25 protein-coding genes and 1 pseudogene are annotated in these 24,934 nt (G+C 57.2%); 15 read left to right on the forward strand and 11 right to left on the reverse strand.

The window, feature by feature from the left end; translation table 11 throughout:
- Positions 1–31 precede the first annotated feature (31 nt).
- Positions 32–859 (reverse strand): phosphogluconate dehydrogenase C-terminal domain-containing protein, encoded by an 828-nt coding sequence (locus QC816_RS12400; protein ID WP_309782592.1) that lies wholly within the window; start codon positions 857–859, stop codon positions 32–34.
- A 241-nt stretch (positions 860–1,100) separates the two neighbouring features.
- Between QC816_RS12400 and nanR the strand changes: the two genes are divergently transcribed.
- A complete protein-coding gene (nanR, locus tag QC816_RS12405) occupies positions 1,101–1,811 on the forward strand; it encodes a transcriptional regulator NanR (protein ID WP_309782593.1) in 711 nt (236 codons plus the stop codon).
- 103 nt (positions 1,812–1,914) lie between these two features.
- Here nanR and QC816_RS12410 read toward each other — a convergent pair.
- A pseudogene (locus tag QC816_RS12410) lies at positions 1,915–2,085 on the reverse strand (IS30 family transposase); the annotation flags it as partial.
- A 69-nt stretch (positions 2,086–2,154) separates the two neighbouring features.
- The gene (locus tag QC816_RS12415) at positions 2,155–2,736 is read right to left on the reverse strand and encodes an enolase C-terminal domain-like protein (RefSeq protein ID WP_309782596.1); all 582 of its coding nucleotides are present in this window, start codon (positions 2,734–2,736) and stop codon (positions 2,155–2,157) included.
- 20 nt (positions 2,737–2,756) lie between these two features.
- Between QC816_RS12415 and QC816_RS12420 the strand changes: the two genes are divergently transcribed.
- The gene (locus tag QC816_RS12420) at positions 2,757–2,891 is read left to right on the forward strand and encodes a hypothetical protein (RefSeq protein ID WP_309782598.1); all 135 of its coding nucleotides are present in this window, start codon (positions 2,757–2,759) and stop codon (positions 2,889–2,891) included.
- A 291-nt stretch (positions 2,892–3,182) separates the two neighbouring features.
- On the opposite strand, the gene QC816_RS12425 is transcribed toward QC816_RS12420, so the two are convergent.
- Complete coding sequence (locus tag QC816_RS12425; RefSeq protein ID WP_268900891.1) at positions 3,183–3,920, reverse strand: FadR/GntR family transcriptional regulator; 738 nt, start codon at positions 3,918–3,920, stop codon at positions 3,183–3,185.
- Between the two features lie 206 nt (positions 3,921–4,126).
- Here QC816_RS12425 and QC816_RS12430 point away from each other — a divergent pair, with 206 nt between their 5' ends.
- The 7 genes from QC816_RS12430 to QC816_RS12460 are packed head-to-tail and all read left to right on the forward strand — an operon-like array spanning position 4,127 to position 11,841.
- Complete coding sequence (locus tag QC816_RS12430) at positions 4,127–5,101, forward strand: TRAP transporter substrate-binding protein (RefSeq protein ID WP_268900890.1); 975 nt, start codon at positions 4,127–4,129, stop codon at positions 5,099–5,101.
- A 6-nt stretch (positions 5,102–5,107) separates the two neighbouring features.
- On the forward strand, positions 5,108–5,725 hold the full coding sequence (locus QC816_RS12435; RefSeq protein ID WP_085917300.1) for a TRAP transporter small permease: 618 nt from the start codon (positions 5,108–5,110) through the stop codon (positions 5,723–5,725).
- Positions 5,722–7,002, forward strand: a complete 1,281-nt coding sequence (locus tag QC816_RS12440) for a TRAP transporter large permease (RefSeq protein ID WP_085917301.1) — start codon at positions 5,722–5,724, stop codon at positions 7,000–7,002. The genes QC816_RS12435 and QC816_RS12440 overlap by 4 nt, the downstream gene beginning before the upstream one ends.
- Positions 7,003–7,015: 13 nt before the next feature.
- Positions 7,016–8,044: a 4-hydroxythreonine-4-phosphate dehydrogenase PdxA gene (locus tag QC816_RS12445; protein ID WP_085917302.1), complete on the forward strand. Its 1,029-nt coding sequence runs from the start codon at positions 7,016–7,018 to the stop codon at positions 8,042–8,044.
- Positions 8,045–8,071: 27 nt separating this feature from the next.
- Entirely contained in the window at positions 8,072–9,244 is a 1,173-nt protein-coding gene (locus tag QC816_RS12450; protein ID WP_085917303.1) for an L-rhamnonate dehydratase, read from the forward strand.
- An 8-nt stretch (positions 9,245–9,252) separates the two neighbouring features.
- Positions 9,253–10,239 carry an AraD1 family protein gene (gene araD1, locus QC816_RS12455; protein ID WP_309782608.1) on the forward strand — a complete coding sequence of 329 codons (987 nt, stop codon included), beginning with the start codon at positions 9,253–9,255 and terminating at the stop codon, positions 10,237–10,239.
- A gap of 27 nt (positions 10,240–10,266) precedes the next feature.
- Positions 10,267–11,841 (forward strand): aldehyde dehydrogenase (NADP(+)), encoded by a 1,575-nt coding sequence (locus QC816_RS12460; RefSeq protein ID WP_309782610.1) that lies wholly within the window; start codon positions 10,267–10,269, stop codon positions 11,839–11,841.
- Positions 11,842–11,925: 84 nt separating this feature from the next.
- Here QC816_RS12460 and QC816_RS12465 read toward each other — a convergent pair whose 3' ends face one another.
- The gene (locus QC816_RS12465) at positions 11,926–12,861 is read right to left on the reverse strand and encodes a LysR family transcriptional regulator (RefSeq protein WP_309782612.1); all 936 of its coding nucleotides are present in this window, start codon (positions 12,859–12,861) and stop codon (positions 11,926–11,928) included.
- A 245-nt stretch (positions 12,862–13,106) separates the two neighbouring features.
- On the opposite strand from QC816_RS12465, the gene rhmD reads away from it, so the two are divergent.
- From rhmD to aldA, 6 genes are all read left to right on the forward strand, one after another.
- The gene (rhmD, locus tag QC816_RS12470; protein WP_268900886.1) at positions 13,107–14,291 is read left to right on the forward strand and encodes an L-rhamnonate dehydratase; all 1,185 of its coding nucleotides are present in this window, start codon (positions 13,107–13,109) and stop codon (positions 14,289–14,291) included.
- A 67-nt stretch (positions 14,292–14,358) separates the two neighbouring features.
- The gene (locus tag QC816_RS12475; protein WP_268900885.1) at positions 14,359–15,363 is read left to right on the forward strand and encodes a TRAP transporter substrate-binding protein; all 1,005 of its coding nucleotides are present in this window, start codon (positions 14,359–14,361) and stop codon (positions 15,361–15,363) included.
- Positions 15,364–15,382: 19 nt separating this feature from the next.
- Entirely contained in the window at positions 15,383–15,862 is a 480-nt protein-coding gene (locus tag QC816_RS12480) for a TRAP transporter small permease (protein ID WP_268900884.1), read from the forward strand.
- On the forward strand, positions 15,859–17,142 hold the full coding sequence (locus QC816_RS12485; RefSeq protein WP_230447492.1) for a TRAP transporter large permease: 1,284 nt from the start codon (positions 15,859–15,861) through the stop codon (positions 17,140–17,142). Before QC816_RS12480 ends, QC816_RS12485 begins: the two co-directional genes overlap by 4 nt.
- 38 nt (positions 17,143–17,180) lie before the next feature.
- The gene (locus QC816_RS12490; protein WP_309782617.1) at positions 17,181–17,981 is read left to right on the forward strand and encodes an HpcH/HpaI aldolase family protein; all 801 of its coding nucleotides are present in this window, start codon (positions 17,181–17,183) and stop codon (positions 17,979–17,981) included.
- A gap of 35 nt (positions 17,982–18,016) precedes the next feature.
- Entirely contained in the window at positions 18,017–19,453 is a 1,437-nt protein-coding gene (aldA, locus tag QC816_RS12495) for an aldehyde dehydrogenase (RefSeq protein WP_309782619.1), read from the forward strand.
- A 171-nt stretch (positions 19,454–19,624) separates the two neighbouring features.
- Here the strand turns inward: aldA and QC816_RS12500 are convergent, their stop codons facing one another.
- From QC816_RS12500 to QC816_RS12525, 6 genes are all read right to left on the reverse strand, one after another.
- Positions 19,625–20,839, reverse strand: a complete 1,215-nt coding sequence (locus QC816_RS12500) for an MFS transporter (RefSeq protein ID WP_309782620.1) — start codon at positions 20,837–20,839, stop codon at positions 19,625–19,627.
- Between the two features lie 3 nt (positions 20,840–20,842).
- Positions 20,843–21,775, reverse strand: a complete 933-nt coding sequence (locus QC816_RS12505; protein ID WP_268900875.1) for a hydroxymethylglutaryl-CoA lyase — start codon at positions 21,773–21,775, stop codon at positions 20,843–20,845.
- Positions 21,772–21,978: a 3-isopropylmalate dehydratase small subunit gene (locus QC816_RS12510; protein WP_309782622.1), complete on the reverse strand. Its 207-nt coding sequence runs from the start codon at positions 21,976–21,978 to the stop codon at positions 21,772–21,774. The genes QC816_RS12505 and QC816_RS12510 overlap by 4 nt, the downstream gene beginning before the upstream one ends.
- The gene (locus QC816_RS12515; RefSeq protein WP_309782624.1) at positions 21,971–22,492 is read right to left on the reverse strand and encodes a TRAP transporter small permease; all 522 of its coding nucleotides are present in this window, start codon (positions 22,490–22,492) and stop codon (positions 21,971–21,973) included. The genes QC816_RS12510 and QC816_RS12515 overlap by 8 nt, the downstream gene beginning before the upstream one ends.
- 11 nt (positions 22,493–22,503) lie before the next feature.
- Positions 22,504–23,550: a TRAP transporter substrate-binding protein gene (locus tag QC816_RS12520; protein WP_085917318.1), complete on the reverse strand. Its 1,047-nt coding sequence runs from the start codon at positions 23,548–23,550 to the stop codon at positions 22,504–22,506.
- Between the two features lie 83 nt (positions 23,551–23,633).
- Entirely contained in the window at positions 23,634–24,923 is a 1,290-nt protein-coding gene (locus tag QC816_RS12525; RefSeq protein ID WP_264826562.1) for a TRAP transporter large permease, read from the reverse strand.
- Between the last annotated feature and the right edge of the window lie 11 nt (positions 24,924–24,934).

Consider the following 24,934-nt stretch of genomic DNA (forward strand, 5'->3'; position numbering starts at 1 on the left):
GGTAGAACTAAGCGTTGCAATCGCCTTTGCTTTAGGTAATACGCCGAATGCTTTCGGCAATTTCTTCGGGCTCGAATACACGTTTCCAATCATCGCGCATCAACTGCGGCTTGCCATTTTCAATAGCTTTATTGCAGGCATCAGAAAATACGCCGGGCTGCTCATCGAAGATGACCGCTGCCAGGATGTTCATATGGCCAAGTAAAAAATCTCGGGCGCACTCTTGGTCAACGCCGCGGGCGACAACCTCGTCCATCGCTTCGCGCATGACGACCAATAGTGTGGCGCATACAGTCTCTGAAAGGCCGGGCTCGAGGAGTGCCATCTGATCAACTGAAACGCGGTGTGAGCGAACGACCGGCGCGTAAATTGTTTTCGCGATTGCTTCGCCTAATGCATAAAGCTCTTCAGGCCCTTGCATCAGTGCATTTACGATGTGCTGCTTAGCCTTGGCGCCGCCAAAGTAGTCGCGCTTAGCATCTAACTCTGTTTCATCGTTGAAGATGGGTGGGTGGCAGGGATGAGTGACGAAGTAGACCAGATCATCACGGTTTGGCAGATGACCGGCAAAGGGTGCGGCAGCGTCCAGGGTGATGACCATGGTGCCGCTTGCCATCAGAGGGGATAGTTCATCGGCCACTCGCCCAACGAGTGTGTCGGGGACCGCGAGTATCACCACCTGCGCATCGGGCACTGCTTGTTTGGCATCTACGCAGCTGATACCGAGCCCTTCTGACAGGCGCTGGCGGCCTGCGTCGCTCAGTTCTACGTGGCTGACGGTATAATCTGACTGTTGCAAGTTGCTCGACAGTCGGTAGCCCATTTTTCCGCCCGCGCCGATAAGGGCAATGTTGGTCATAGCTGACTCCAGTGAATATGTTGAATGGCGGTAGCCATATATTTGCCGAGGGTTAAGATTGAAGATAGAGCGCAATTTGCTCGGCAACTGGTATGATGACATAATATCTATAGCAGTCTGTCAAATGCTGCTTTAGTCGTATTTAAGTCAATTTTTCTGAATCTATGCTGCTGAAGCGCTAGCCTGCTGGCGCCTATTGAATAACCAAGCCGCTTTTATTGGCTTGCGAGGAGGGATAGTCATGCAACAAGCCCCTAAAATTACTCGGCGCAAGCTGTCAGACGAAGTATTTGATCGACTTTATGAGATGATTGAGACAGGCCATTTTAGACCTGGAGATACGCTCCCTTCGGAGCGAGAGCTGATGGATAGCTATGGTGTGGGACGGCCGGCGATTCGTGAGGCAATGCAGGCACTTGAGCGTATCGGACTAGTCGGGATAAACCATGGGCAGCGCCCTAAAGTATTGCAGCCGACGGCGACTGGGCTGTTTTCACAGATCGATTTAACTGCACGCCATATGCTCGCTAGTTCTTCACAGTCGCTTGAGCAACTCAAGGAGGCACGTATATTCTTTGAACTTGGTATGGTGGAAAAGGCAGCAGGCCAAGCTTCTGCCGCAGACATTGAGCACTTGCGTGAGTTGTTGGAGCAACAGCGCACTCATCTAAATGAAGATGCTCAAGCCTTTATCGAGATTGATATGGCGTTTCATACAGCTATTGTAGGCATTACCCGTAATCCTATTTTTATAGCAACCAGCCAAGCCATGCTCGGCTGGTTAGCACGTTTTCACTCAAGCCTGCTTCACTGGGAAGGAAATGAAGATATTACCCTCATGGAACACGCCAAAATTATTGACTGTATCGAACAGGGAGATAAAGAATCGGCCGTGGAGGAAATGCGTAAGCACTTAGCGCGCGCACGCCTACTCTATTGCTTGAGCAACTAATACGACAGCGAAAGCAAGCGCAGAAGCAGTAGTGAGAAGAAAGCAAATAGCAATCTTGCGATGACGTTCTGGACGGCGGTCTCAAGTTCCAAGCGCAACACTATTATAAGGTCTGAGTGCCAGGTATTGCTTTCTTCAGCATGTCAGCATAAACGTCTAAAGGCGTAAGAACATTCAGCGATTCGTTTGGTCGGGTATTCAACGAGTCAGCAATGGCGTCGAACTCTTCTTGGCTGTGCACCGATAAATCGGTGCCTTTCAGGAAGTATCGACGTCACCCACTTTGCGATACCAGAAACAAAGCTTGGCGCGTATTGCCGCAAAAAGCCTTTATTGACAGTCGCTATTGCCAAGTTGCCTGGTTAGCACGGGTGGCCGCGAGGTGTGCTTCATCCAGTGTGATGCCGAGGCCAGGCTCATCAGAGAGCGTCAGCCAGCCTTCGGCATCGGGCTTGATGGCGGTCGTCAGCGGAAAGTCGCGCACTTCGGGTGTCCATTCTGGTGGGTCGAAGGGGTACTCCAGATAAGGGCAGCCTGCTGGGCCAACCGCCCCGGCGGTGAGATGCAGGTTGGCGGCAAGGCCGATGCCATTGCCCCAGGTGTGCGGCGTGAACCACTTGCCCGCGGTGGTGACCTCTTTTGCCAGTCTGGATAAGCCTAGAAGCCCGATTGAGCAGACGGCGTCCGGTTGGTAGACCTCAAGACACTGCTGTCGCAGCATTTCGCGGAATTCGTAGGGTTCACGGGTCATCTCGCCACCGGCGATTTTAAGCCGCTCGCTGGTCAGGTCGTTGAGGGCGCGCATCCCAGGATAATCGCCGCGATAGAGCGGCTCCTCCATCCAGAGCACATGATGGCGAATCAGTTCCTCAGACACCTCGCTTGCCTTGGCCAGGTCCCAGGGGGCTTGGGTATCCCAGGGCATCCGCCAACCCCGACTGGCACATGGACGACGATACATTGCGCGGCCTAATGGCAGAAATCGAGCAAACCGGCGTCCCTATTGAAGGTGCCCAAACGTGGATCGATGAAAATCGAGACTTGATTGATGAGTGGTTGGCTGCTGGCGATGCGGGGTAGTGACACATAATTTAAATGACTATATTTAAGTGACTATCACCGAAACAGATGATGACCATGCAAACCGTGCATTGAAAGGTGCCATCGAGGCAATGGCCGATAAAGCAGGGCGGCAGGTTAACGTCGTTTGCCTTCGGTGTATGAGTGACGTTTTGTGGCGGGATGATTGCTGATCGCTCAATGAATTGAGCTCCTACAAACCCCCATGCACATGCGTTGGTGGTTGGTATTCAGCCCCTTTAGGAGCCAGACTTCGTCGGGCGATAGCCTACGGTGGCTCGATCATTAAGGCTATGTTTGGCTGGTTGTCAACTTGGTCTTGGTGGTGCGATAGACGCTATCCAGGTGGGCGAGCATGGCGCGTTCGGCGGCATCCGGGTCGCCGCGTTTCAGGCCATCCACGATATGCCGGTGCTCGTGGTAGCTGCGTTCGATGGCACCGGGCTCGCGCATTACCTGGCGGCGGATATGCAGGCCAAAGGCATAAAGCTCTTCGGCGTAGCGCAGCAGGATCTCGTTGTTGGCGTATTCCGATATCAGCTTGTGGAAGTTCTGGTCGGAAAGCTGGAAATGCACGGGGGCGTCGAACAGTCGGCTTTGGGCGTCGAGTAGCTGTTCCAGGCCTTCGATGCCCTTGTCGTCGATATTGATGGCGGCACGCCGGGCTATGGCAGCTTCCACCACAATGCGGCTTTCGAACACGCTGTCCACGTCAAAGCGATTCATTTCGCGGGATGTGGCGTCAGCAGTGGCGGGGCGGCAACGTGCCAACGTTTCTTCATCCGCGCGAATGCGTGTCTTGCTGCCATGGGAGACGCTGATCAGGCCGTGAGCCGTTAGCTGGGCGAGTGCCCCGCGGACGGTTTCGCGGCTCACGCCAAATAACTGTGCCAGCTCACGCTCGCTGGGCAATTCATCGCCGTCTCTTAGCAGCCCGGTCAGGATCATGTCGGTCAGCTTGTCGGCCAGAATTTCTTTCTTGGTCCGATTCTTGAGTGTTTTTTCGAAAGCGAATGCCGGGTTGCTCATGATCCCTCCTGTCTCAGCTGGTCTGGATAATAGACCATAAGCTGATCAAATACTACATACCCTTTCTGGTCCTTTCGACAAAGGTATAACGTCTTAATTCAGTGCTTGACGGTACCTGATGGGCGGTTTAAGTTTCTGGACTACTGGTCTGGTTAACCAACCAGCAGTCCAGTGAAGCAAAACCAATTACAATCCAGGAGTGCATCATGCTCAAGAAGCTACTCGGCGTTTCCGCTCTCACTCTGGCCATCGCCAGTACGCATGCCCAGGCTGACAAAATCGTCTTCGCGATCGGTGGTACCCCCAACAGCCTGCAGGGCCAAACGGCGCAGGAATTCGCCGACCGCCTGCAGGACCGCCTTGGCGACAATCATCAGGTGGAGTATTACCACAGCGGCCAGTTGGGCGACGAGAGGCAGCTCGTCCAGAAGCTGCGGCTCGGTACGGTCGACCTCGCGGGGATCTCTTCCATCATGTCATCGGTCTCCCCCGAATTCGCCCTGTTCGATATGCCCTTTTTGGTCAAGGACCGGGACCACCTAAAGCGTATCGATCGCGAGATCGTGATGCAGGATCTGGCCGAGAGCGCTGGAGAACAGGGTCTCAATATCATCTCTACCTGGGAAAATGGCTTCCGTCACATCACCAACAATGAACGCCCCATCAACGAACCCGGCGACCTGGAGGGGTTGAAGATCCGCACGCCTCAGAGTGAGTGGCGCACGCTGATGTTCGATACCTGGGGTGCCAACCCCACCCCGATGGCGTTTTCCGAAGTCTTTGTCGGCCTGCAGACCGGCGTGGTCGATGGGCAGGAGAACCCGCTCAGCAACATCAACGGGGCCAAGTTCCAGGAAGTGCAGGATTATCTCTCGCTTTCCAATCACGTTTATTCGCCGATCTGGTTGACCGCGGGCAAGGGCGGCTGGGAGCAGCTCTCTGAGGACGTTCGTGCTGCCATTACGGCGGTTGCTATCGAGACGCAGGACTGGGCACTTGCAAAAGGGGCCGAACTCGATAACTCACTGCTGGAGGCCATGCGTAACGACGGTATGGAGGTCAACCGGGTGGATCGCGATGCCTTTGTCGAGGCCAGCAACCCGGTCTACGCGGAATTTGCCGAGAAAGTAGACGGCGGTCAGGAACTGGTGGACCGGGCCATGGCGTTGGCCGAGGAGTAACGCCGGATGTCATCCCCAACGGGCGCCGTCACGGCGCCCTCTCTCACTCAAGCGCAGGAGGGCTACGCCATGAGTTTACTGGGTCGTGTCAATCGACTGCTGGAACGGTTGCTTGAAGCGCTGACCGTGTTTCTGTTGCTGGCGCTAACCTCGATCGTCATTGCCGCTGTGGGGTTTCGTATGGTCGGCAACTCGTTCTCCTGGTACGACGAGGTGGCCTCTATCGGCCTGGCATGGCTGAGCTTTTACGGTGCCAATCTGGCAGCCCTCAAGCGAACCCATATGGGCTTTCCCGGGCTGGTCAGCCGCGCGCCAGCAGCCATTCGTGCCAGCCTGTTCATTTTCTCGGAAGTCGTCGTCATCGGCTTCTTCCTGGTGATCGCTTACTACGGTTATGTCGTTCTCGACATCCTCGCCTGGGATAACCTGGTGTCCCTGCCCTGGATCGGTCTGGATGTGACCCAGTCGGTCATTCCGATCAGCGCCGTACTGTTCATTGTCTGTGAGCTGCTCAGTATGCCCATGGCATGGCGCAAGATGCGCAGCGGCGTGGACGGTGACGCGGAAGAGATCGAAGCGGCCATCCGCCAAGCCGAGGAAGACCTGAAGGAGTATCGCGCATGACACTGTTGATCATTATCGCCGCGCTCTTTGCCCTGGTTCTGGTCAACGTGCCGATCGCCGTGGCCATCGGGGTGGTGGGCGTCGTGGGCGTCTATCTGAACATGGGGGCTGACGCCCTGGTGAACGTTCCGCTCACGCTGTTCAACGGGGCGACCAAGTTTCCTCTGATTGCTATCCCGCTGTTCATTTTCGCCGGGGCGTTGATGAACACATCCGGCATTTCGTTGCGGCTCATCAACCTGGTCACCGCGATTGTCGGCTTCGTTCGGGGTGGCCTGGCGATGGTCAATGTCGGGGTCTCGCTGTTTTTTGCCGAGATATCCGGGTCCGCCGTTGCCGATGTCGCCGCTACCGGGTCGGTATTGATTCCGGAAATGAAACGGCGCAAATACAACCCCAACTTTTCTGCCGCAATCACGTCCTCGTCGGCGTCTCTGGCCATCATCATTCCGCCGTCGCTGTCGATGATTTTGTATGGCGCGATCGCCGATACGTCCATCGTCAAACTGTTCGTCGCCGGTATCGTACCCGGGCTGATCGGCGCTGCGGGCCTGGCGGGTGCCTGCTATTACTATGCGGTCAAGTATGACTTGCCCCGCGAAGAGTCGTTTTCGCTCAGCACTCTGGGCAAGGCGTTCAAGGAGGCTTTCTGGGCACTCCTGCTGCCGGTGATCATCCTGGGTGGCATCTTCGGTGGGTTTGTTACCGCGACGGAAGGCGCCGGTATCGCCGTGCTGGCGGCCCTGCTGATCGGTGGGCTCGTCTACCGGGAGCTGAACTTCAAGATCCTTTATCGCGCCGTGATTGAAGGGGTCACCCAGACTGCGGTGGTGATGCTGCTGGTGGCGACCTCGGCCGTGCTCGGTCTGTTCTTGACCGAAATGCAGCTCCCTCAACAGCTGGCCAGCGAAATTACCGCCATTACTGAAGATCCGGTGCTGGTGCTGGCGCTGCTCAACGTATTGCTCCTGCTGCTGGGCATGTTCCTGCACGGGGCGGCGGCGATCATTCTGGTGGTGCCCATCGTCATGCCGCTGGTGCATCAGATCGGCATCGATCCCATCCATTTCGGTTTGATTCTGACGCTCAACCTGGCCATCGGCCAGCAGACCCCGCCGGTGGCGTCCGTGTTGGCGACGTCCTGCTCGATTGCCAAGACCGACATGTGGGAAACCACGAAGGTCAATTTCCCAATGATTCTGGTGCTGTTCGTGGTGCTGATGCTCGTCACTTATGTACCAGCGATTCCCATGACGCTCGTTAACTTCTTCTATTGATATGGAGCTCACTATGTCCGATATACGCCCTGTCATCGCCGTGACGCTCGGCGACCCCGCCGGCATTGGCCCTGAGCTGATTGCAAAACTGTTCGCCGAGGCAGCGCTTTTCAACAATGTGCATACCGTGCTGGTGGGCGACCGCTGGCTGTGGCAGGAGGGCCAGCGCGTTGGTGGCCAGGCCCATGACTTGCCGGAAGTCGAGCGCTTTGCCGAGGCGCGCCAGCATGATGGGCCGGTTTTCATGCCTGTGGATAGCGTTGCCCAGGGTGCTGTCGGTTACGCGGAAGAAACGGCAGAAGGCGGTGCCTCGGTGCTGGCGGTATTGTCACGCTGCCTGGAGGCTGCGCAGGCAGGCGAGGTGGATGCCATCTGCTTCGCTCCGCTCAACAAGTTCTCGATGAAGAAAGGGGGCTTGGCGCATGAGGATGAACTGCACTTCTTTGCCGAGAAGCTGGGAGTCACCGGTTACTTCTGCGAGTTCAATACCCTGGGTGATCTCTGGACGTCCCGCATTTCGTCACACATTCCGCTCAAGGACGCCGCCAGCTACGTGACCCAGGACCGTATCGTCGCGGCCAGTCGCCTGATTTATGACTCCCTGAAGCTGGCGGGCAACGACGCACCCCGAATTGCTGTGGCGGCCTTCAACCCCCATGCGGGCGAGGGTGGTACCTGCGGGCGTGAGGAAATCGAGGTCATCGCGCCTGCTGTGGAGGCGTGCAAGGCGCAGGGTTACCCCGTCGCCGGGCCGTTTCCCGCGGACACCATCTTCATCAAGGCCCGGGATGGCGAGTATGACGCCATCGTCACCATGTACCACGACCAGGGTCAGATCGCGATCAAGCTGATGGGCTTCAAGCAGGGCGTCACGGTGCAGGGTGGCCTGCCCATTCCCATCACCACGCCTGCTCACGGTACGGCTTTTGATATCGCGGGCACCGGCAACGCCGACGTCAACCCGACCCGCAATGCCTTCACCATTGCCTGCCAGATGGGTGGGAATCTGAGACGTCAGCGCCTGGAAGCCGTCGCTGGATAATCGTTCGTTTACAAGGAAACACCGCACATGAAAATTACACAGGTCAAAGCACGTGTTTTTGAGTGGAAAGGCCACACCGTCCCCGCTCAGGCGCATTTCTGCTCGAACGCCATGGATGAACTCTGGGACAAGAGCGATTCCATGGGGACCTTCCGCTTCCACGGCTGGACCACGGTCGAGATCGAAACCGATACCGGCCTGGTAGGGCTGGGTAACGTGGCGCTGGCGCCGCCCATTGCCAAGGCCATTATCGACCAGTACCTGGCGCCGTTGGTAATCGGTCAGGACCCGTTTGATTATGAGTATCTCTGGCAGCGCATGTATCGCGCGACCCATGCCTGGGGGCGCAAGGGGATCGGCATGGCGGCGATCTCGGGTGTCGATATCGCCATCTGGGACATCATGGGCAAGGCGGTCAATAAGCCGGTCTTCAAGCTGCTGGGTGGCCGTACCAAGGAAAAAATTCCCTGCTATGCGTCAAAGCTCTACCGCACTGATCTTAAAAGCATGCAGGACGAGGCCCAGTCGTACCTCGACCAGGGCTTCACCGCCATGAAGATGCGCTTTGGCTATGGTCCCAAAGACGGTCCGTCCGGCATGCGTGAAAATCTGAACAGTGTGGCCGCGGTGCGCGAAGTGATTGGCGACGATGTCGACCTGATGCTCGAGTGCTATATGGGCTGGAACCTGGAATACGCCAAGCGCATGCTGCCCAAGCTGGAGCGGTTCGAGCCCCGCTGGCTCGAGGAACCCGTGCTGGCGGACGATATTGATGGCTATGCCGAGCTGAACCAGCTCACCAGCATTCCGATTTCCGGCGGTGAGCACGAATTCACCCATTATGGCTTCCGCCAGTTGCTGGAGAAGCGTGCAATTTCGGTCATCCAGTACGATACCAACCGTGTCGGTGGTATCACCGCGGCCCGCAAGATCAATGCACTGGCGGAATCGTTCAGCGTTCCGGTCATTCCCCACGCTGGCCAGATGCATAACTACCACCTGACCATGTCGACGCTGGCCTCGCCCATGTCGGAGTTCTTCCCCGTTCATGACGTCGAGATCGGCAATGAGCTCTTCTACTACCTGTTCAAGGGAGACCCTGAACCGGTGAATGGCTTCATCGATCTGGATGATGACGTGCCGGGCCTTGGTCTGTCGCTTAACCATGATCATTTTGATCAATTTCATATCATCGAGTGAGGCCCATCATGCGATTGATCCAGTGTCTCCATGAGGGCGCGCCGTGCGCTGCGCTGGTCGAGAGTGCAGAAGAGGTGCGCCTGCTCGATGCCGATACCTACACTCTGGCCCGCCGCGCGATGGCGGCGGGGCAGTCGTTGGCGGAAGCGGTTGAAAACGCGCTGACGCCGACGCGGCTCGATTATGCACAGCTGATCGACGACAAGCGGCTGTTGCCCCCGCTGACACATCCGGACCCGGCCCATTGTCTGGTGACCGGCACCGGCTTGACCCATCTGGGGAGCGCCGATACGCGCTCGGCCATGCATGCCAAGACGCAAGTGAGCGAGGAAGAGCTCACGGACTCGATGCGCATGTTCAAGTTGGGGGTCGAGGGTGGTAAGCCAGCGCCCGGTGAAGAGGGGGCTCAACCCGAGTGGTTCTACAAGGGCGACGGTGATTGCGTGGTCGCCCCGGAGGCCGACATGCCCGTGCCGCACTTTGCACAGGATGCAGGGGAGGAACCCGAGCTGGCCGGGCTCTATGTGATCGGCGATGACGGCAGCCCTTGGCGGGTGGGGTACGCCATTGGTAATGAGTTCTCCGACCATGTCACCGAGCGCTTCAATTACCTGTGGCTGGCGCATTCCAAGCTGCGTGCCTGCAGCTTCGGCCCGGAACTGTGGGTGGGGGCGCTCCCGGACCACCTGGAGGGGGTCAGCCGTATCGTGCGCGGTAACGAGACGCTTTGGGAGAAACCCTTCCTGACCGGCGAGGCCAATATGGCCCACAGCTTGGCCAACCTCGAACACCATCATTTCAAGTACGCAGGCTTTCGACGGCCGGGTGATGTGCACGTGCATTTCTTCGGCACCGCCACCCTGAGCTTTGCCGACAATATTCGCACCCGCGAGGGTGATCGCTTCGAGATCAGTCTCGCCGAGTTCGGTCGACCGTTGCGCAACCCGCTTCGCTTTGAAGCGGACGGTACGCCTGTCTACGTGAAATCACTCTAAGGACTGCATGACACAAGGAGTTTATCCATGACCCTGGAAGGCAAGTTACTTATCGGCCAGGCGGCCGTCAGTGGCAGTTCCAGACCTATCGACGCCATCAATCCGGCCACCAACGAGCGTCTCGCGCCCACCTATATGGGCGGCACCCGAACCGAGGTGGAGCGTGCCTGTGAGCTTGCCGAGACGGCCTTCGCCACCTTTCGCGAGACGTCTCCCGAAACGCGCGCGGCTTTTCTTGACACGGTCGCCAGCGAGATCGAGGGCATCGGCGATGTGCTGATCGAACGTGCCATGGCCGAAACCGGCCTGCCGAGGGCGCGCCTGGAAGGCGAGCGTGGCCGAACCTGTGGCCAGCTGCGCCTGTTCGCGAATGTGGTACGCGCTGGCGAGTGGCTCGACGTGCGCATCGACCCGGCCATGCCGGACCGTCAACCGATGCCGCGCGCCGACCTGCGACAGCGCCATATCGGCCTGGGGCCGGTGGCGGTGTTCGGTGCCAGCAACTTCCCGCTGGCTTTCTCGGTCGCCGGGGGGGATACCGCCTCGGCGTTAGCTGCCGGGTGTCCGGTGATCGTCAAGGGCCACTCCGCCCACCCCGGCACCTCTGAGCTGGTGGGGCGTGCGGTGCAGCGGGCGGTGACAGCCTGCGGACTGCCTGAGGGCACCTTCTCGCTGCTGTTCGGCTCAGGCATTGAGATCGGTCAGGCCCTGGTCGCCGATCCGCGTATCCAGGCGGTGGGCTTCACCGGGTCGCGGGGCGGCGGCAACGCGCTGATGAAGACGGCGCAGGCGCGCCCGCAGCCGATCCCGGTCTATGCGGAGATGAGTTCGATCAATCCGGTGTTCCTGATGCCCGAGGCGCTCAAGGCGCGTGGTGAGCAGATCGCCGACGGCTTCGTCGGGTCGCTCAATATGGGCGCGGGCCAGTTCTGTACCAACCCCGGCCTGGTGATCGCTATCAAGAGTCCCGAGCTCGATGACTTCATCGCGGCGGCGGCGGAAGGCGTCAAGGGCAGTGCGTCCCAGACGATGCTGACCCCTGGCATCCACGACGCCTACGAACAGGGCGTCGCCAGGCTGTCCAGCAGTCACAAGGTCCGCGAAGCGGCGCGCGGCCAGGTGGGGGAGTCGCCCAACAAGTGCCGGGCGGGGCTGTTCGTGACGACGGCGGAGGACTTCCTCAATGAGCCTGAACTGCAGGAGGAAGTCTTCGGCGCGACCTCGCTGGTCATCGAGTGTGCTGACCATAACGATTTGAGGCGTGTGGCGTCCCAGCTCGAGGGCCAATTGACGATTACCCTACAACTGGATGACGGCGACCTGCCAGCGGCCAGGGCGCTGATGCCGATCGTGGAACGCAAGGCAGGGCGGGTGCTCGCCAACGGCTGGCCGACCGGGGTCGAGGTATGCCATGCCATGGTGCACGGCGGGCCTTACCCGGCAACGTCCGACAGCCGCACCACCTCGGTGGGCAGCGCGGCGATCTTCCGCTTCCTGCGTCCGGTGTGCTACCAGGCATTGCCAGAAGCGCTTCTGCCCGAGCCCCTCAAGGACGGCAACCCGTGGCGGGTTTCACGCTTGGTGGATGGTAAGCGTGAATAGCTGACGGCTGCTGACAGAGCTATAGGCCGGTATCAATTCAGAGGTGATTGATGCCGGTTTTTTTATGTCTCAGTTATCAGAACGTCAGCTTAATTGCCGAGAGGCATTCCGCAGTAGTTCTCGGAATTGATTAACGGGTTCAGCATAGAGCGTATCCTTGCGTACCAGGATGCCAAAAGGAGAAAGGGCACGGCCCAGGGATATAGGGAGCCTTTCAATCAATCCGGCCCCCAGATGGTCGCGTAGTACGGTTTCTGCCATGACCATCAGGGCATCGCTTTTCTGCACCAATTGTAGGGCGGCAAAAATCGAGCTGCATTCGATGATATCCCTTGGGGATACTAAACCTTCAGTTTCGAATTGCTTTTCTAACGCCTGTCGAGCCGGCGTTTGCATTGGCTGCAGGATCCATGGCCATTCATCGAGCAGCGTTTCCAGTGTGGGAAGCGAACCCGAACATAGTGGATGGCCAGCGCGCACAACCGTCACCAGCGTTTCGTTGCCAAGCGGCTCGAAGTCGAACTGGTTGTGCTGTATGGCATTGGCGTAACGGGCAATGGCCAAGTCCACCTTGCCTTGCTCAAGCAGTTCCATCAGCTGATCGCTGGTTTCTCCCATTAAGCGAACCTGAAGTCGTGGGCGCTGGCGTTTCATTTCTATGATGGCGCTGGCGACAAGGTCCGGCGCGGCACCCACGATAGACCCGACCGTCAATTGCCCCCGTTCCCCAAGTTGATAGCGATAAACCTCTTCGGCGCAACGATCGAGGCGGGTCAAGGCATTATCGGCAAAGTCGATCAGCATTTCCCCGACTGGCGTCGGGTTCATGCCTCGCGCGGTACGTTCGAATAATTGGCAACCAAATCCTTTTTCTATCTCGCTTAGCATACGAGTGGCGGCGGGTTGGGACATATACATAGCATCGGCCGCCTGATGGAGATTACGGTGCTTACCAAGCATTGAGATCATCAGCAAATGTTTGTAGCGCAGTCGATTGAGCAGTGCTTTAAACCCCTCCATCTTCATCATCCTTTTGATTCGATACGTCAAAATTATGCATGCATAAATGTGAATAAGAGGCATACATTAGTCTAATAAAAGCGCAATATGAATAACGGCTAATGTTAAAAAGGAGCGCTGGTCTGTGGCTTTCCGGCTACCGATAACAAAAAGGTATCACAAACCATATGAATGGCATTGGTTGATTGTTTCCTCCATGGGTAGGTTTGCAGGTATCAATCAACTCCCATTCACAAGGTAAGTCCATGAGCGAAGTGACTATCAAACAGGTGCGAGCCTATACCGTTCGCGGGGGCGGTGCTGACTATCACGATCAGGCCGAAGGCCACTGGATCGATTCTCAGATCGCGACGCCGATGAGCAAATATCCCGACTACCGTATGACCCGTCGCAGCTTTGGCTTGAATGTTCTAGGCACCTTGGTGGTCGAGCTTGAGGCCAGTGATGGTTCGGTTGGCTTTGCGGTGACAACGGGTGGTGAGATTGGCGCCTGGATCGTCGAAAAGCATCTGGCCCGCTTTATCGAAGGGAAGCAGGTCACCGAGATCGAAAAGGTCTGGGACCAGATGTTTAACGCCACGCTTTACTATGGCCGCAAGGGCGTGGTGATCAACACGATTTCCTGTGTTGATCTTGCCATGTGGGACTTGCTTGGCAAGGTCCGCGGCGAGCCGGTTCATCAGTTGCTCGGTGGCCCTGTACGCGACGAACTCACCTTCTACGCTACCGGGCCCCGCCCCGACCTGGCCAAGAAGCTTGGCTTCATTGGCGGCAAGATGCCGCTTGTTCACGGACCGGCCGAGGGTGAAGAAGGTATGGCCCGTAATCTGTCGAAACTGGCGGATATGCGCAGTGCCGTAGGCGAAGACTTCTGGCTGATGTACGACTGCTGGATGAGCCTTGATGTCAATTACGCGACACGGCTTGCCCAAGGAGCACATGAATTCGGCCTCAAGTGGATTGAAGAAGCCCTCCCACCCGATGACTACTGGGGCTATGCCCAGCTCAAGCGCGATGTCCCCAAGGGCATGCTGGTCAACACCGGCGAACATGAGGCAACACGTTGGGGCTTCCGTCTGCTTCTTGAAATGGATTGCTGTGACATTATTCAGCCGGATGTGGGTTGGTGCGGCGGGATTACTGAATTGATCAAAATCTCCGCATTAGCCGATGCTCACAACAAGTTGGTCGTGCCGCATGGCTCATCCGTTTACAGCTATCACTTTGTCATCACACGGCACAACAGCCCTTTCGCCGAGTTCTTGATGATGGCGCCAAACGCGGATGAGGTGGCGCCCATGTTTAATCCGCTACTACTGGACGAACCGGTGCCGGTCAATGGGCGGATGTCGGCTTCTGCGCTTGATAAGCCTGGGTTTGGTGTTCGATTGAATCCAGAATGCCCACTTTCCAGGCCCTATGAGCACTGAATGACGTTTTCAAACTTATAAAACCCATCGTAAGTGGGATGTAGTAACTAAAACCAAGGAGCACACAATGAAAATAAACGACCACGCCATTAAAAAAGCACGCTTTCCATTGCACTTAGGTTTGGCAAGCCTACTGTTCGCGGTGCCTTTCGGTGGTGCCATGGCTGAGACAACCATTAGTTTTGCGCACCATCTGCCTACCGAATCAGAGCAGCACCTCGCTGCCGAGCGATTTCGAGACTTAGCCAGTGAATACAGCGACGGGAACGTCAAGGTTGAAATACTCCCGGCCGGGCAAATGGGCGGACAGCGGGAAATCATCGAATCTGTGGAGCTAGGCACGTTAGAAATGGGCTATGGAGAGTCAGGACTATACGCGAACTATGTACCTGAGTTTGGTCTGTTGACGCTTCCCTTCCTTTATCGTGACGTCGAGCATTGGAATAGTGTGGTCCAGGGTGAGATCGGCGATAGTCTGATTGAACAGTTGGTCGATACGTCAGGGGTCAGGCCGCTTAACTGGATTTTGGCAGGTTATCGCGACACCTATCTGGCTGACGACGTCATCGAGACGCCCGAGGACTTCGAGAATTTGAAGATACGTGTGCCTGAATCCCCTGTTTTTGTGGGTACGTTCTCTACACTTGGCGCTCAGCCAACACCTGTCCCGATGCCTGAAGTTTATACGGCCATGCAGACGGGCCTTGTTGACGCGATGGAGGGGACGCCCGAAGTCGGTTATACCTTCCGGATATTTGAAGTGGCTGAATCACTCTCCAAAACGCGACATATTCTCTTCGATGGCAGCTTTGCCATTAATGAAAGCTTCTATAACAACCTTTCCGAAAGCGACCGCGAGGCAGTGACCCGTGCCGCCATTGAGGCCGCTGAAATGCAGCGCAGCGAGTGGTCTGAGCGCGAGGCATCCTGGTTCGAGAAGCTGGAAGAAGAAGGCATTGCCATTAATGAGGTTGACCAGGCGCCTTTCCAGGAAGCCTCGGCAAGCTTTCGCGAAGAGTTTGCAGCAGAGATCAATGCCACTGAACTGCTCAATTCCATCGAGCAACAATGATTGAGTGAGGAGCGTGCAAATGCGTCGTTACCTGGATCATGCATTTGCCACCTTGGGAGCCATGGTCGTCGCTATCTTTGCGGCGATCATGGTTCTGATTTTCATTCAGGTGATCAACCGTTTTCTACTGGGTTTACCGCTTTTTTGGACAGAAGAAGTGGTGAGAATGCTCCTGGTCTGGTTGGTGCTGATGGGAACTCCTGTGGTGGTCTACCAGTATCAAGAAATCAAAGTGGAGCTCTTTAATTTTAAAAGCTCCCATCTTGAAGCATTTAGGCAAGTCATCGTTTCCATTTTATCCGTCGTATTCTGCGGAATGTTGGCATATTGGGGATACTTATTCATGGAACGGTCTTTGGGCACCATGCAGCCATCTCTGGGTATATCAAGGGCATGGTTATATGCGCCGATCCCCTTGGGGAGCATTCTTACGATAATTGCTTTTCTCGTTCGTGGAAAAGAAATTAAAGAGCCGTCAGATCCAGGTAAAAGAATATGATTGTTGCTTTGATGTTCTGCTTGTTTACAGCACTCCTTGCGCTGGGCATACCGATTGCCTTCGCGATGGGGCTTAGTGCTGTGACTGTACTCGTTATCGATGGTGGGGTGCCGTTATTAGTACTCCCTCAGCGTTTTTTCAGTTCGCTGGATAGTTTTCCTCTGCTTGCCATTCCGTTGTACATATTTGCCGGAAACTTGATGAATTATGGTGGGATTACCTCAGCCATTGTCGGTTTTTCCCGGTCTTTAGTTGGTCATATACGAGGTGGACTTGGCCAAGTAAATATCATGACAAGTGTTCTTTTTTCGGGCATATCAGGTTCTGCATCGGCTGATGTTGCTGCCGTTGGCGGGATGATGATACCGGCCATGAAAAAGGAGGGGTATCGTCCCGAATGGGCGGTGGTGATTACAGCGGCGTCGGCGATCCTGGGCCCCATTATTCCCCCCAGCTTGCTGATGGTGATTTATGGTGCCATGACGGGGCTATCGATTGGCACTCTATTCCTGGCAGGCATTATACCTGGCTTGTTCCTGGCCTTTATAATGATGATCGTCGTTTACTGGAAAGCTAATGAAATAGGTGCCCCGCGTCACACCCGAGCTAGTTTCGGTGCAACCGTCAGGGTTTTTCTTAAGGCTGCGCCTGCATTAGTTATGCCAGTCATTATTGTCGGTGGCATCCAGAGTGGTTTATTTACACCGACTGAAGCAGGAATTGTGGCGGTGGTATACGGCCTTTGCTTTGGATTATTGACTCATCGCCTCGACTTCAAGAAGACTTATCGCTTTGCTTACCAGTCTGTGGTTACCTCTGCCAGCATTTTAATCATATTGGGCAGCGCCGCCTTATTTAGCTGGATTATTGCTCGTCAGGGCGTACCTGCTGCGATGGCGGCCTGGCTATCGAGTGTCACGAATGAACCGGCGATTATCTTGTTGCTTATCGTCCTGGCACTGATATTGGTAGGTATGTTTGTGGAAACCATATCCGCCTTAATCCTTGTAGTGCCTATTCTGACGCCCATCGCCCAGATGTTTGGCTTCGATATGATTCATTTTTCTATTGTAGTGATCGTGGCGCTACTGCTGGGTTCGTTGACCCCGCCTGTTGCATTGATTGTCTTGATGGGGTGCAAGATCGCTCAAGTCGATTACATGAAAACGATGCGCCCCCTCATACCTTTCTTTACGGTCCTGGTGATAGGGCTGTTGTGCATCATGTATGTACCAATGATTACCCTGGGGCTGCCTGAATTACTTGGGGCCTTTGATTAGGTTGTATTGACTAGGTTTTCTTGAACAGGGATTAAACAATGAAAATACCCAAGAATGAATTCATGGCAGGGCTTCTGAGCGGAAATGTCCAATACGGACTGTGGGCCGGCTTTGCCACTGGCTATGCTGCTGAGATAGCAGCGTCTACCGGTTTCGACTGGCTGTTGATCGATGGTGAGCATGCACCCAATACGGTGCCAGCGATTCTGGCTCAGTTGCAGGCCGTGGCGCCCTATGATTCCGCGCCTGTGGTGCGAACCGTTAATCACGATCCGTCATTGATCAAGCAACTGCTGGATGTTGGTGCCCAAACGCTGATGGTGCCGATGGTTGAAAACGCCGAGCAAGCAAAAGCGCTGGTGCGTGCCATGCGCTATCCACCCCACGGCATGCGAGGTGTGGGGGGAGGTCTGGTGCGTGCTACCCGTTGGGACGGCGTCGACGACTACTTGGCACATGCGCATGAAGAACTCTGCCTGGTTGTGCAGGTGGAGTCTCCTCGAGGAATCGAGAATGTGGAAGAAATTGCTGCCACCGAGGGCGTGGATGCCGTGTTTGTTGGCCCAGCTGATCTCTCGGTGGGAATGGGGCAGCCAGGCAACCCTGGACACCCCGATGTTCAGGCTGCCATCGCCCATGCCATCAAGGCTGTCCAGGAAGCTGGCAAACCTGTAGGCATCCTGGCCCCTCTAGAAGCTGATGCACGTCGTTATCAATCGATGGGCTGCCAGTTCATTGCCGTGGGCATTGATATCAGCTTACTACGTCAGGCAGCGCTGGAAACCATCGCGCGTTACAAGGATGGGACCTCCGCTGCGACGGTCTCGTCCACCTATTAATGCACTTCCATTTATAACAATACAGGAGTCACACCATGAGCCAGCCCACCATCTATCAGAACTATATCAATGGCGCCTTTGAGTCGGTAGACGATCATCTTGAGGTCTATAATCCGGCGAACCAGGCGTTATTATCTCGAGTGCCGGAGTCCGGAAGCGCTGATGTTGAGCGTGCCCTGGCTGCCGCCCGGGCGGCTCAGAAGGGCTGGGGCGCACGACCTGCTGTGGAACGGGCGGCCTTTTTGCATCGCCTGGCAAGCAAGCTACGTGAAAACGTCGCTTCTCTGGCACGTGTCACCACCGAAGAGCAGGGCAAGGTCATTGCATTGGCCGAAACCGAGGTCAACTTTACCGCTGACTATTTAGATTATATGGCCGAGTGGGGGCGTCGGATTGAAGGGGAGATCATCGAGAGTGATCGGCCTGGCGAGAATATTTTTTTATTCCGCAAGCCACTGGGGGTCGTCGCAGGCATTCTGCCCTGGAATTTCCCGTTCTTTCTGATTGCCCGCAAGATGGCACCAGCGCTGGTGACAGGGAACACCATTGTCATCAAACCCAGTGAAGAAACCCCCAATAACTGCTTCGAGTTTGCCAAGCTGGTCGATACGCTGGATTTACCGCCAGGCGTCTTCAATGTGGTCAGTGGTAGCGGCGCCACAACAGGCAGCGCTCTGACGTCCAGCTCCGAAGTCGACATGATCAGCTTCACGGGAAGTGTCGCCACCGGGTCGCGCATCATGGCCAATGCCGCAGACAATATCACCAAGCTTAATCTGGAGCTGGGCGGCAAGGCCCCGGCGATCGTTCTTGACGACGCTGACATCGACTTGGCAGTGAAGGCCATTCATGGCTCACGCGTCATCAATAGCGGCCAGGTTTGCAATTGCGCCGAGCGTGTCTATGTCCAGCGCGGTGTTGCCGATGCCTTTATCGAGAAGATGGCCAAGGCGATGGATGCCACTCGCTACGGAGATCCGCTTGCCCACAACGATCTGGACATGGGGCCACTGATCAACCAAGCGGGCCTCGATAAGGTAGCCAAGATGGTTGAAACCGCCCAGCGAGAAGGCGCTGAGCTGATCACTGGTGGCAATGTCGCCGACCTTGGTGCCGGTTACCACTATCAGCCGACAGTGTTGGCCGGTTGTCACCAGGAGATGGCCATCATGCGCCAGGAGATTTTCGGCCCGGTATTGCCCATCCAGGTCGTTGATGACCTGGATGAGGCGATCGCTCTTGCCAATGACTCCGACTATGGCCTCACGTCATCTGTCTATACGCGCAGCCTGAAGCATACAATGCAAGCATGCCGCGGCCTTGATTTTGGTGAAACCTATGTCAACCGTGAAAACTTCGAAGCCATGCAGGGCTTTCACGCTGGGGTTCGCAAATCCGGTGTCGGTGGCGCTGACGGTAAGCATGGTCTTTACGAGTACACTCACAGCCACGTGGTGTACCTGGAGGCGTAGACTCAAATGTGAGTTAAAAGGACTTATGACAGGCTGACGTCCAATAATAAAGAACCGCTTATCAGACGCTTCTGATGGGCGGTTTTTCATTGCGGCAGGGTATTTCGATCCAGAAAGTGGTAGACAATTTTTAGGCTGGAATGGTTGCCGATCGTTCATTAAGCTTCGCGCTTACGAACCCCAGTTGCACATGCCTTCGTCTGGATGTTTATCTTCTCTGGACCGTCTCGCTTGATGGATGAGCCAGAGTCCCAGTACAGCGATACCCGCGAGGATAGCGAAGACAGTTGTATAGTCACCCAGCAAGCTGTGGAGCAAAGTCACCATAGGCAAGCCGAGCAACACACCGCCATAGGTGAAAACCAGGCAACCGCCAGCGGCATCTGCGATACGACGTGGCGGGGCCAGGTGAGTAATTTCGGCCAGGAAGACGCCGTTCCAGCCCAACGAGGAAAAGCTCAGCAGGACAAGTAATACAATGACCAGCCACTGGGGCCAGGCCGGTGTCATAGTGGCTACCAACAGAGCGCCCACCGCGGTGGTGAATGCGATGATGGTCAGCGTCGTCAGGCGGTCGCCCAGCCGGTCGCCGATCACGCCCCAGCCGATGCGTCCCGCGACACCGGTTACCTGCACCCCGGACATGACCAATCCTGCCTCGACCAGACCGAAATCCAGATCTTCCACCAGCAGCGCCACCGTAAAGGCCGAAACCGATAGCTGAATCGCCGAGAAGCACAGGCTCAGCAGCGCGACGTAGCGCAGCGACCGCTGCCGCCATACCACGTCGAGCCCTGAGAAGGGCGTCGACAGCCACGCTGTGTTTGGGTCGCGCTGGTCATCCCAACCCGCTCGTTGCCATTGCAGGGCGACGATGCCGAGCAGGGCAATGGCGCTGAGCAGGAGCAGCCCGGCCTGCCAGCCCACCGCCAGGGCTAAAAAGGGGGCGCTGGCCCCGGCGATCACACCGCCCAGGGGCACGCCCGACTGTTTCAATGAGAAGATCAGGCCGCGTCGCTCGGGCGGGGTAAAGCGCACCAGCAGGACTGACGCGGAGGGGTTGGTCATTCCGTAACCCAAGCCCGCGATGAGAGAGGCTAAGGCAAAGGTTGGCAAGGCCGGGATCGCCATCATGGCGGCGCCACCGCCGAGCATCGCCAGGGAAAGTTGGCTGGTGCGGCAGGGTCCCAGCCGTCGGGTAAGCGGGCCACCCACCAGCGACGTCAGCATGGCGCCGAGGAAGATGAGACTCACCTGCAAGCCGATGGTGGCCGAGGAGACGCCCAGTACACCGGATAATTCTGGCGCGATGGCGGCAGGAAACAGCGCCACCAGCGCTGAGAAAGCCAGCACCAGGGTGGTCGACAGGAGCACGATGACCGGCACGGTTTAGCGCATCCGTTCTCGTGGCACCTGGCGCAAGTGGCTGGCGGTCTGGCCACCGGGCAGGGCAGCGATCAGGTCGGCCGCCACGAGCAGTTTTGACAGATCGACCCCCGTTGCGACGCTGCCACCCTGAAGGGCATAGAGCAGATCTTCGGTGGCGGTGTTGCCGGTAGCGCCGGGGGCGAAGGGGCAGCCTCCCAGGCCAGCGCAGGCGCTGTCCACCGCCGTGGCACCGTGATGTATCGCAAAAAGCGCATTGGCTACGCCCATGCCGTAGGTATCGTGGCCGTGGAAGGCCCAGGCCAGCCCTTTACCGCCATGACGCTCGCGCAACCGGGTGAAATGCTCGGCAACCTGATAGGGGCTGGCTCGGCCGGTGGTATCGCATACGGCTACTTCTAGCGGCAAGCCGTCGGTCAAGCGGGTCGCCTGGTCGAGGACGCGGTCAACCTGCCGCCAGTCGATTGTGCCTTCAAAGGGGCAGTCAAAGCAGGTGCCGAGGTCGAGGCGTAACCAGGTCCCCTCGGTCTGACGCAGGCGCTCTGCCACTCGTCCGAGATCCTCCAGGGACTCATCGACGCTTCGTCTTACATTGCTGCGGTTATGGGACTCTGACACCGAAACCACGTAGACGACTTCGCGGATGCCGTGCGCCAGGGCCAGCTCGGCTCCCTTTAGATTGGGCACGAGCGCAGAAAGGCGCAGCGCGGGCCGGTCGACGAAAGCCTCGATGAGTTTGTCAATGTCGGCCATCTGTGGGATGGCCTTGGGGCTCACGAAAGAGCCGATTTCGAGGCGGGTGATGCCGGCATCGATAAGTGCTGAAATGCAGCGCTGTTTATCGATGGTAGGTAGTGGGTCGCTGATCGACTGAAAGCCATCGCGGGGAGCAACCTCGACAATGTCCACCTGTGCGGGTGGCGCAAGCAACGTCATGACGAAGCCTCCTGTATGCGAGCAAAGTTGTTGGCGACGACCACCTGAAGGCCCCGTCGTTTAGGTATCAAGGCTGCGTTCTCTCGGCTCGACCCATGTCCCTGGTTGGCGCCGGTTTTGAGCAGAACGGGCGCGTCAAGGCGTTCGGGCAGTTCGTCTTCCAGGTGGGTGGCAACTAGCTTGTGGCCAAGGGTGTTAGTCATGAGAGGGGGCCTCATCGTTGGCGGAGCCCATCATACGAGGAAGGGTGGTCAACGCATCAATAAGAAACTGCAGGCCTAGAGCGGCGAATCCGATCGGCATCAGGGCATAGGGATATACCATGGGAGTGCCCAACGAACTGGAAACCCGTTCGCCGTGTTCGAGTGCCTGTAGCGCCATAATGCCACCGCGCCACACCAGGATCGTGCAGAACACGACCCCCAAAAGCCCGGTGGCCAAGTCGATGGTGGCGCGCAGACGCAACGGCAGTTTGTCTTTAAAATAAGTGATGCGGATATGAGCGTCGTGGCGCTGGGCTTCCGCGGCGCCGATCACGGCAAGATAGACCAGCAGAAAGGAGTTGATCTCCAGACTCCAACTGGTCGGCGCCGCGAAGGCGTAGCGCATGATGGCGTCATAGCAGATTGACGCCATCATGAACATCAGCACCGCCATCGACGTCCAGCGTGGGACGGCGAGTACCGCATCCCAGCTGCGCATGGCAGTCATCGTCATGGTGCTCTCCCTCATTCCTCGCCCAGGGCCAGGGCAATGGCGCGACTGCCGACTTCTTCGCCGACCTCTTCTTTCCATTGATCCCAGACGTCCTGAACGCCGTTGTTGAATGTCTCGAGATCCTCTTCGCTGGGCTCGACGATCTCGACGCCAGCCTGCTCGACCTGGGGCCAATATTCGTTGGGATAGATATCGTTGTTGCAGTGCTCGATGAAGTTGGCGTCATACCAGTCGGCGGCATTCTGCAGCACGGCGCGGACGTCATCGTCCAGACTGTCCCAGGTGTCGCGCAGCATGAAGGGAGCCACCGAGAAGCCAGTGATCGGGAGTTTGTAGCAGACCTTCAACTGCTCCTGGAGACTGCGGCCGATAACCGTCGAGATGTTGAAGATACCCGCATCCACGGTGCCCCGCTGAAGGGCCATGTAGGTCTCGGAGGAGGGAATCCGTGTCGCGCCCACGTTGTAGGGCTCGAAGGCCTGGGTAGCCTCAAAGCCGACAATACGTACCTTCTTGCCGCGTACCTCTTCAAGACGGCGGATCGGGCTTTCCTCGGTACTCCAAAGGTATTCCGGCTCGAGAATACCGCCCCCGGAAGTCAGCATGTAGAGGTTATCTTCGGCCAACACGTCGTTGATCAACGTCATCAACGGGCTGCCTTGGCGCAGACGTTCGGGGTGGCGGTAGAGCTCGCCGACCACGCCCGGCAGGCCTGTGACGCCGAGGATAGGAATCGATCGGGTAACGTAGGAGAAGGTATGGAACATGAAGTCGATGCTCCGCGAGCGTAAGGCTGGCAGCTGCTCGTCTACCTTCAGGAGTTGGCCTGAGTCGTAGAAGTCCACCGTCAACGCGTCGCCACCCTGCTCTTTTAGCATCTCCACGAAGCGATTGGAGCCGTAGGTTAACGCTTTGTAGGAGTCGGGCAGGTAGGTGACACCGGTCAGCGTGGTGGCGGCGTGACTACGTGGTGCCAGCAGGGTATGAGAGCCGAACATCGTGGCCCCGGCAGTGGCGAATGTGCCGTATTTCAGGACTTGGCGGCGGGATAAGGTCATGGTGAATCTCCTGCTTGTTGTTGTGATAGACCCTCGAAAGGTCGGAGGTGATAGCTCACTTCACTGACGTTGAAACACCGGGACTACATGAGCCCCGGCAACCACAGGCTGAGGCTGGGGAAGAACACGAACAGCATCAGCACGAGGAACTGGACGGCGACGAAGGGTAGAGAGCTTTTGATGATTTCCTCTACCGAAAGCTCTGGGCAGACCCCGCGCAGTGCATATAGGTTAAGTCCCACCGGCGGTGTCACGACGGCAATTTCAAGGTTGAGTACCATGACAATGCCGAACCAAAGCGGGTCATAGCCCAGTGCGGTGACCAATGGCAGCAGTACCGGGGTGGTCACGACGATCAGGGACACGGCGTCGACGATCATGCCGAGCAGGATCAGCAGCAGCATGACCGCCAATAGAATGGCCCAGGCGGGCAGGCCGGTGGAGGTCAGCGCTTCGGTGAGTAGCTGCGGGACCCGCACCATATTGAGGTAGTCGCCAAAGATCTTGGCGCAACCGATGATCAGCAGGATTGCGCCGCTGATCCGCGCGGTGGTTGCCAGTATCTCCAGAAACTTCCGCCAACTGAGGCTACGAAATACCAGGGTCGCGATCAGGAAGGCGCCGGCGGCGCCGATGCCGGCCGCTTCGCTGGGAGTGGCCAGGCCCGAGTAGATGGAGCCCAGTACGGCCACCACCAGTAGGGCGGCATGCCAGATATTGGCCAAACTCGCCCAACGCTCGCGCCAAGTGAAGCGCTCCTCGCTGGCCGGTGCTTCAGCCGGGTTCAGGCGCACGCGGATGTAGATGAACAGCGACAGGGCAAGCGCCAATACGATGCCGGGGACGATGCCGCCGATGAACAGGTCGGCCACCGAAACGCTGGAAACTGCCCCGTAGATGATGAAGGGCACACTGGGCGGAATCAGCATGGCCAGGGCGCCGGCGCTGACGACCGAGCCCGCGGCGAGAGAGCGGCTATAGCCCCGGGCCAGCATCTGAGGTACCGCAATGGAGCCCACTGCGGCGACACCGGCAAGGCTGACCCCGGATACCGCGCCAAACATGGCGGAGGCGCCCACCGACGAAATTGCCAGGCTGCCACGAAGCCAGTTGAGCCAGCGCACAGCGGCGGTAAACAGGCTGGAGCCGACAGGGGTTGCGCCAAGGAAGTTGCCCATCAGGATGAATAGTGGCAAGGCGATCAACTCGAAGGCGTTTAGCTGGCCAAACAGCGAGGAGGGTGCGAAAAAGAACGCCAGTGGACCGCGGGCCATGTAAAGGCCGAGTAATCCAGAGAGGCCAAGGGCCAGGAAGATCGGTACGCCAAAAGCGATAAGCCCGATCAAGGCAATTAGAACAAGAACTGGATCCATGGTAGGCCTCC

The organism is Vreelandella janggokensis (genome assembly GCF_031451615.1).
GTDB lineage: Bacteria > Pseudomonadota > Gammaproteobacteria > Pseudomonadales > Halomonadaceae > Vreelandella > Vreelandella janggokensis.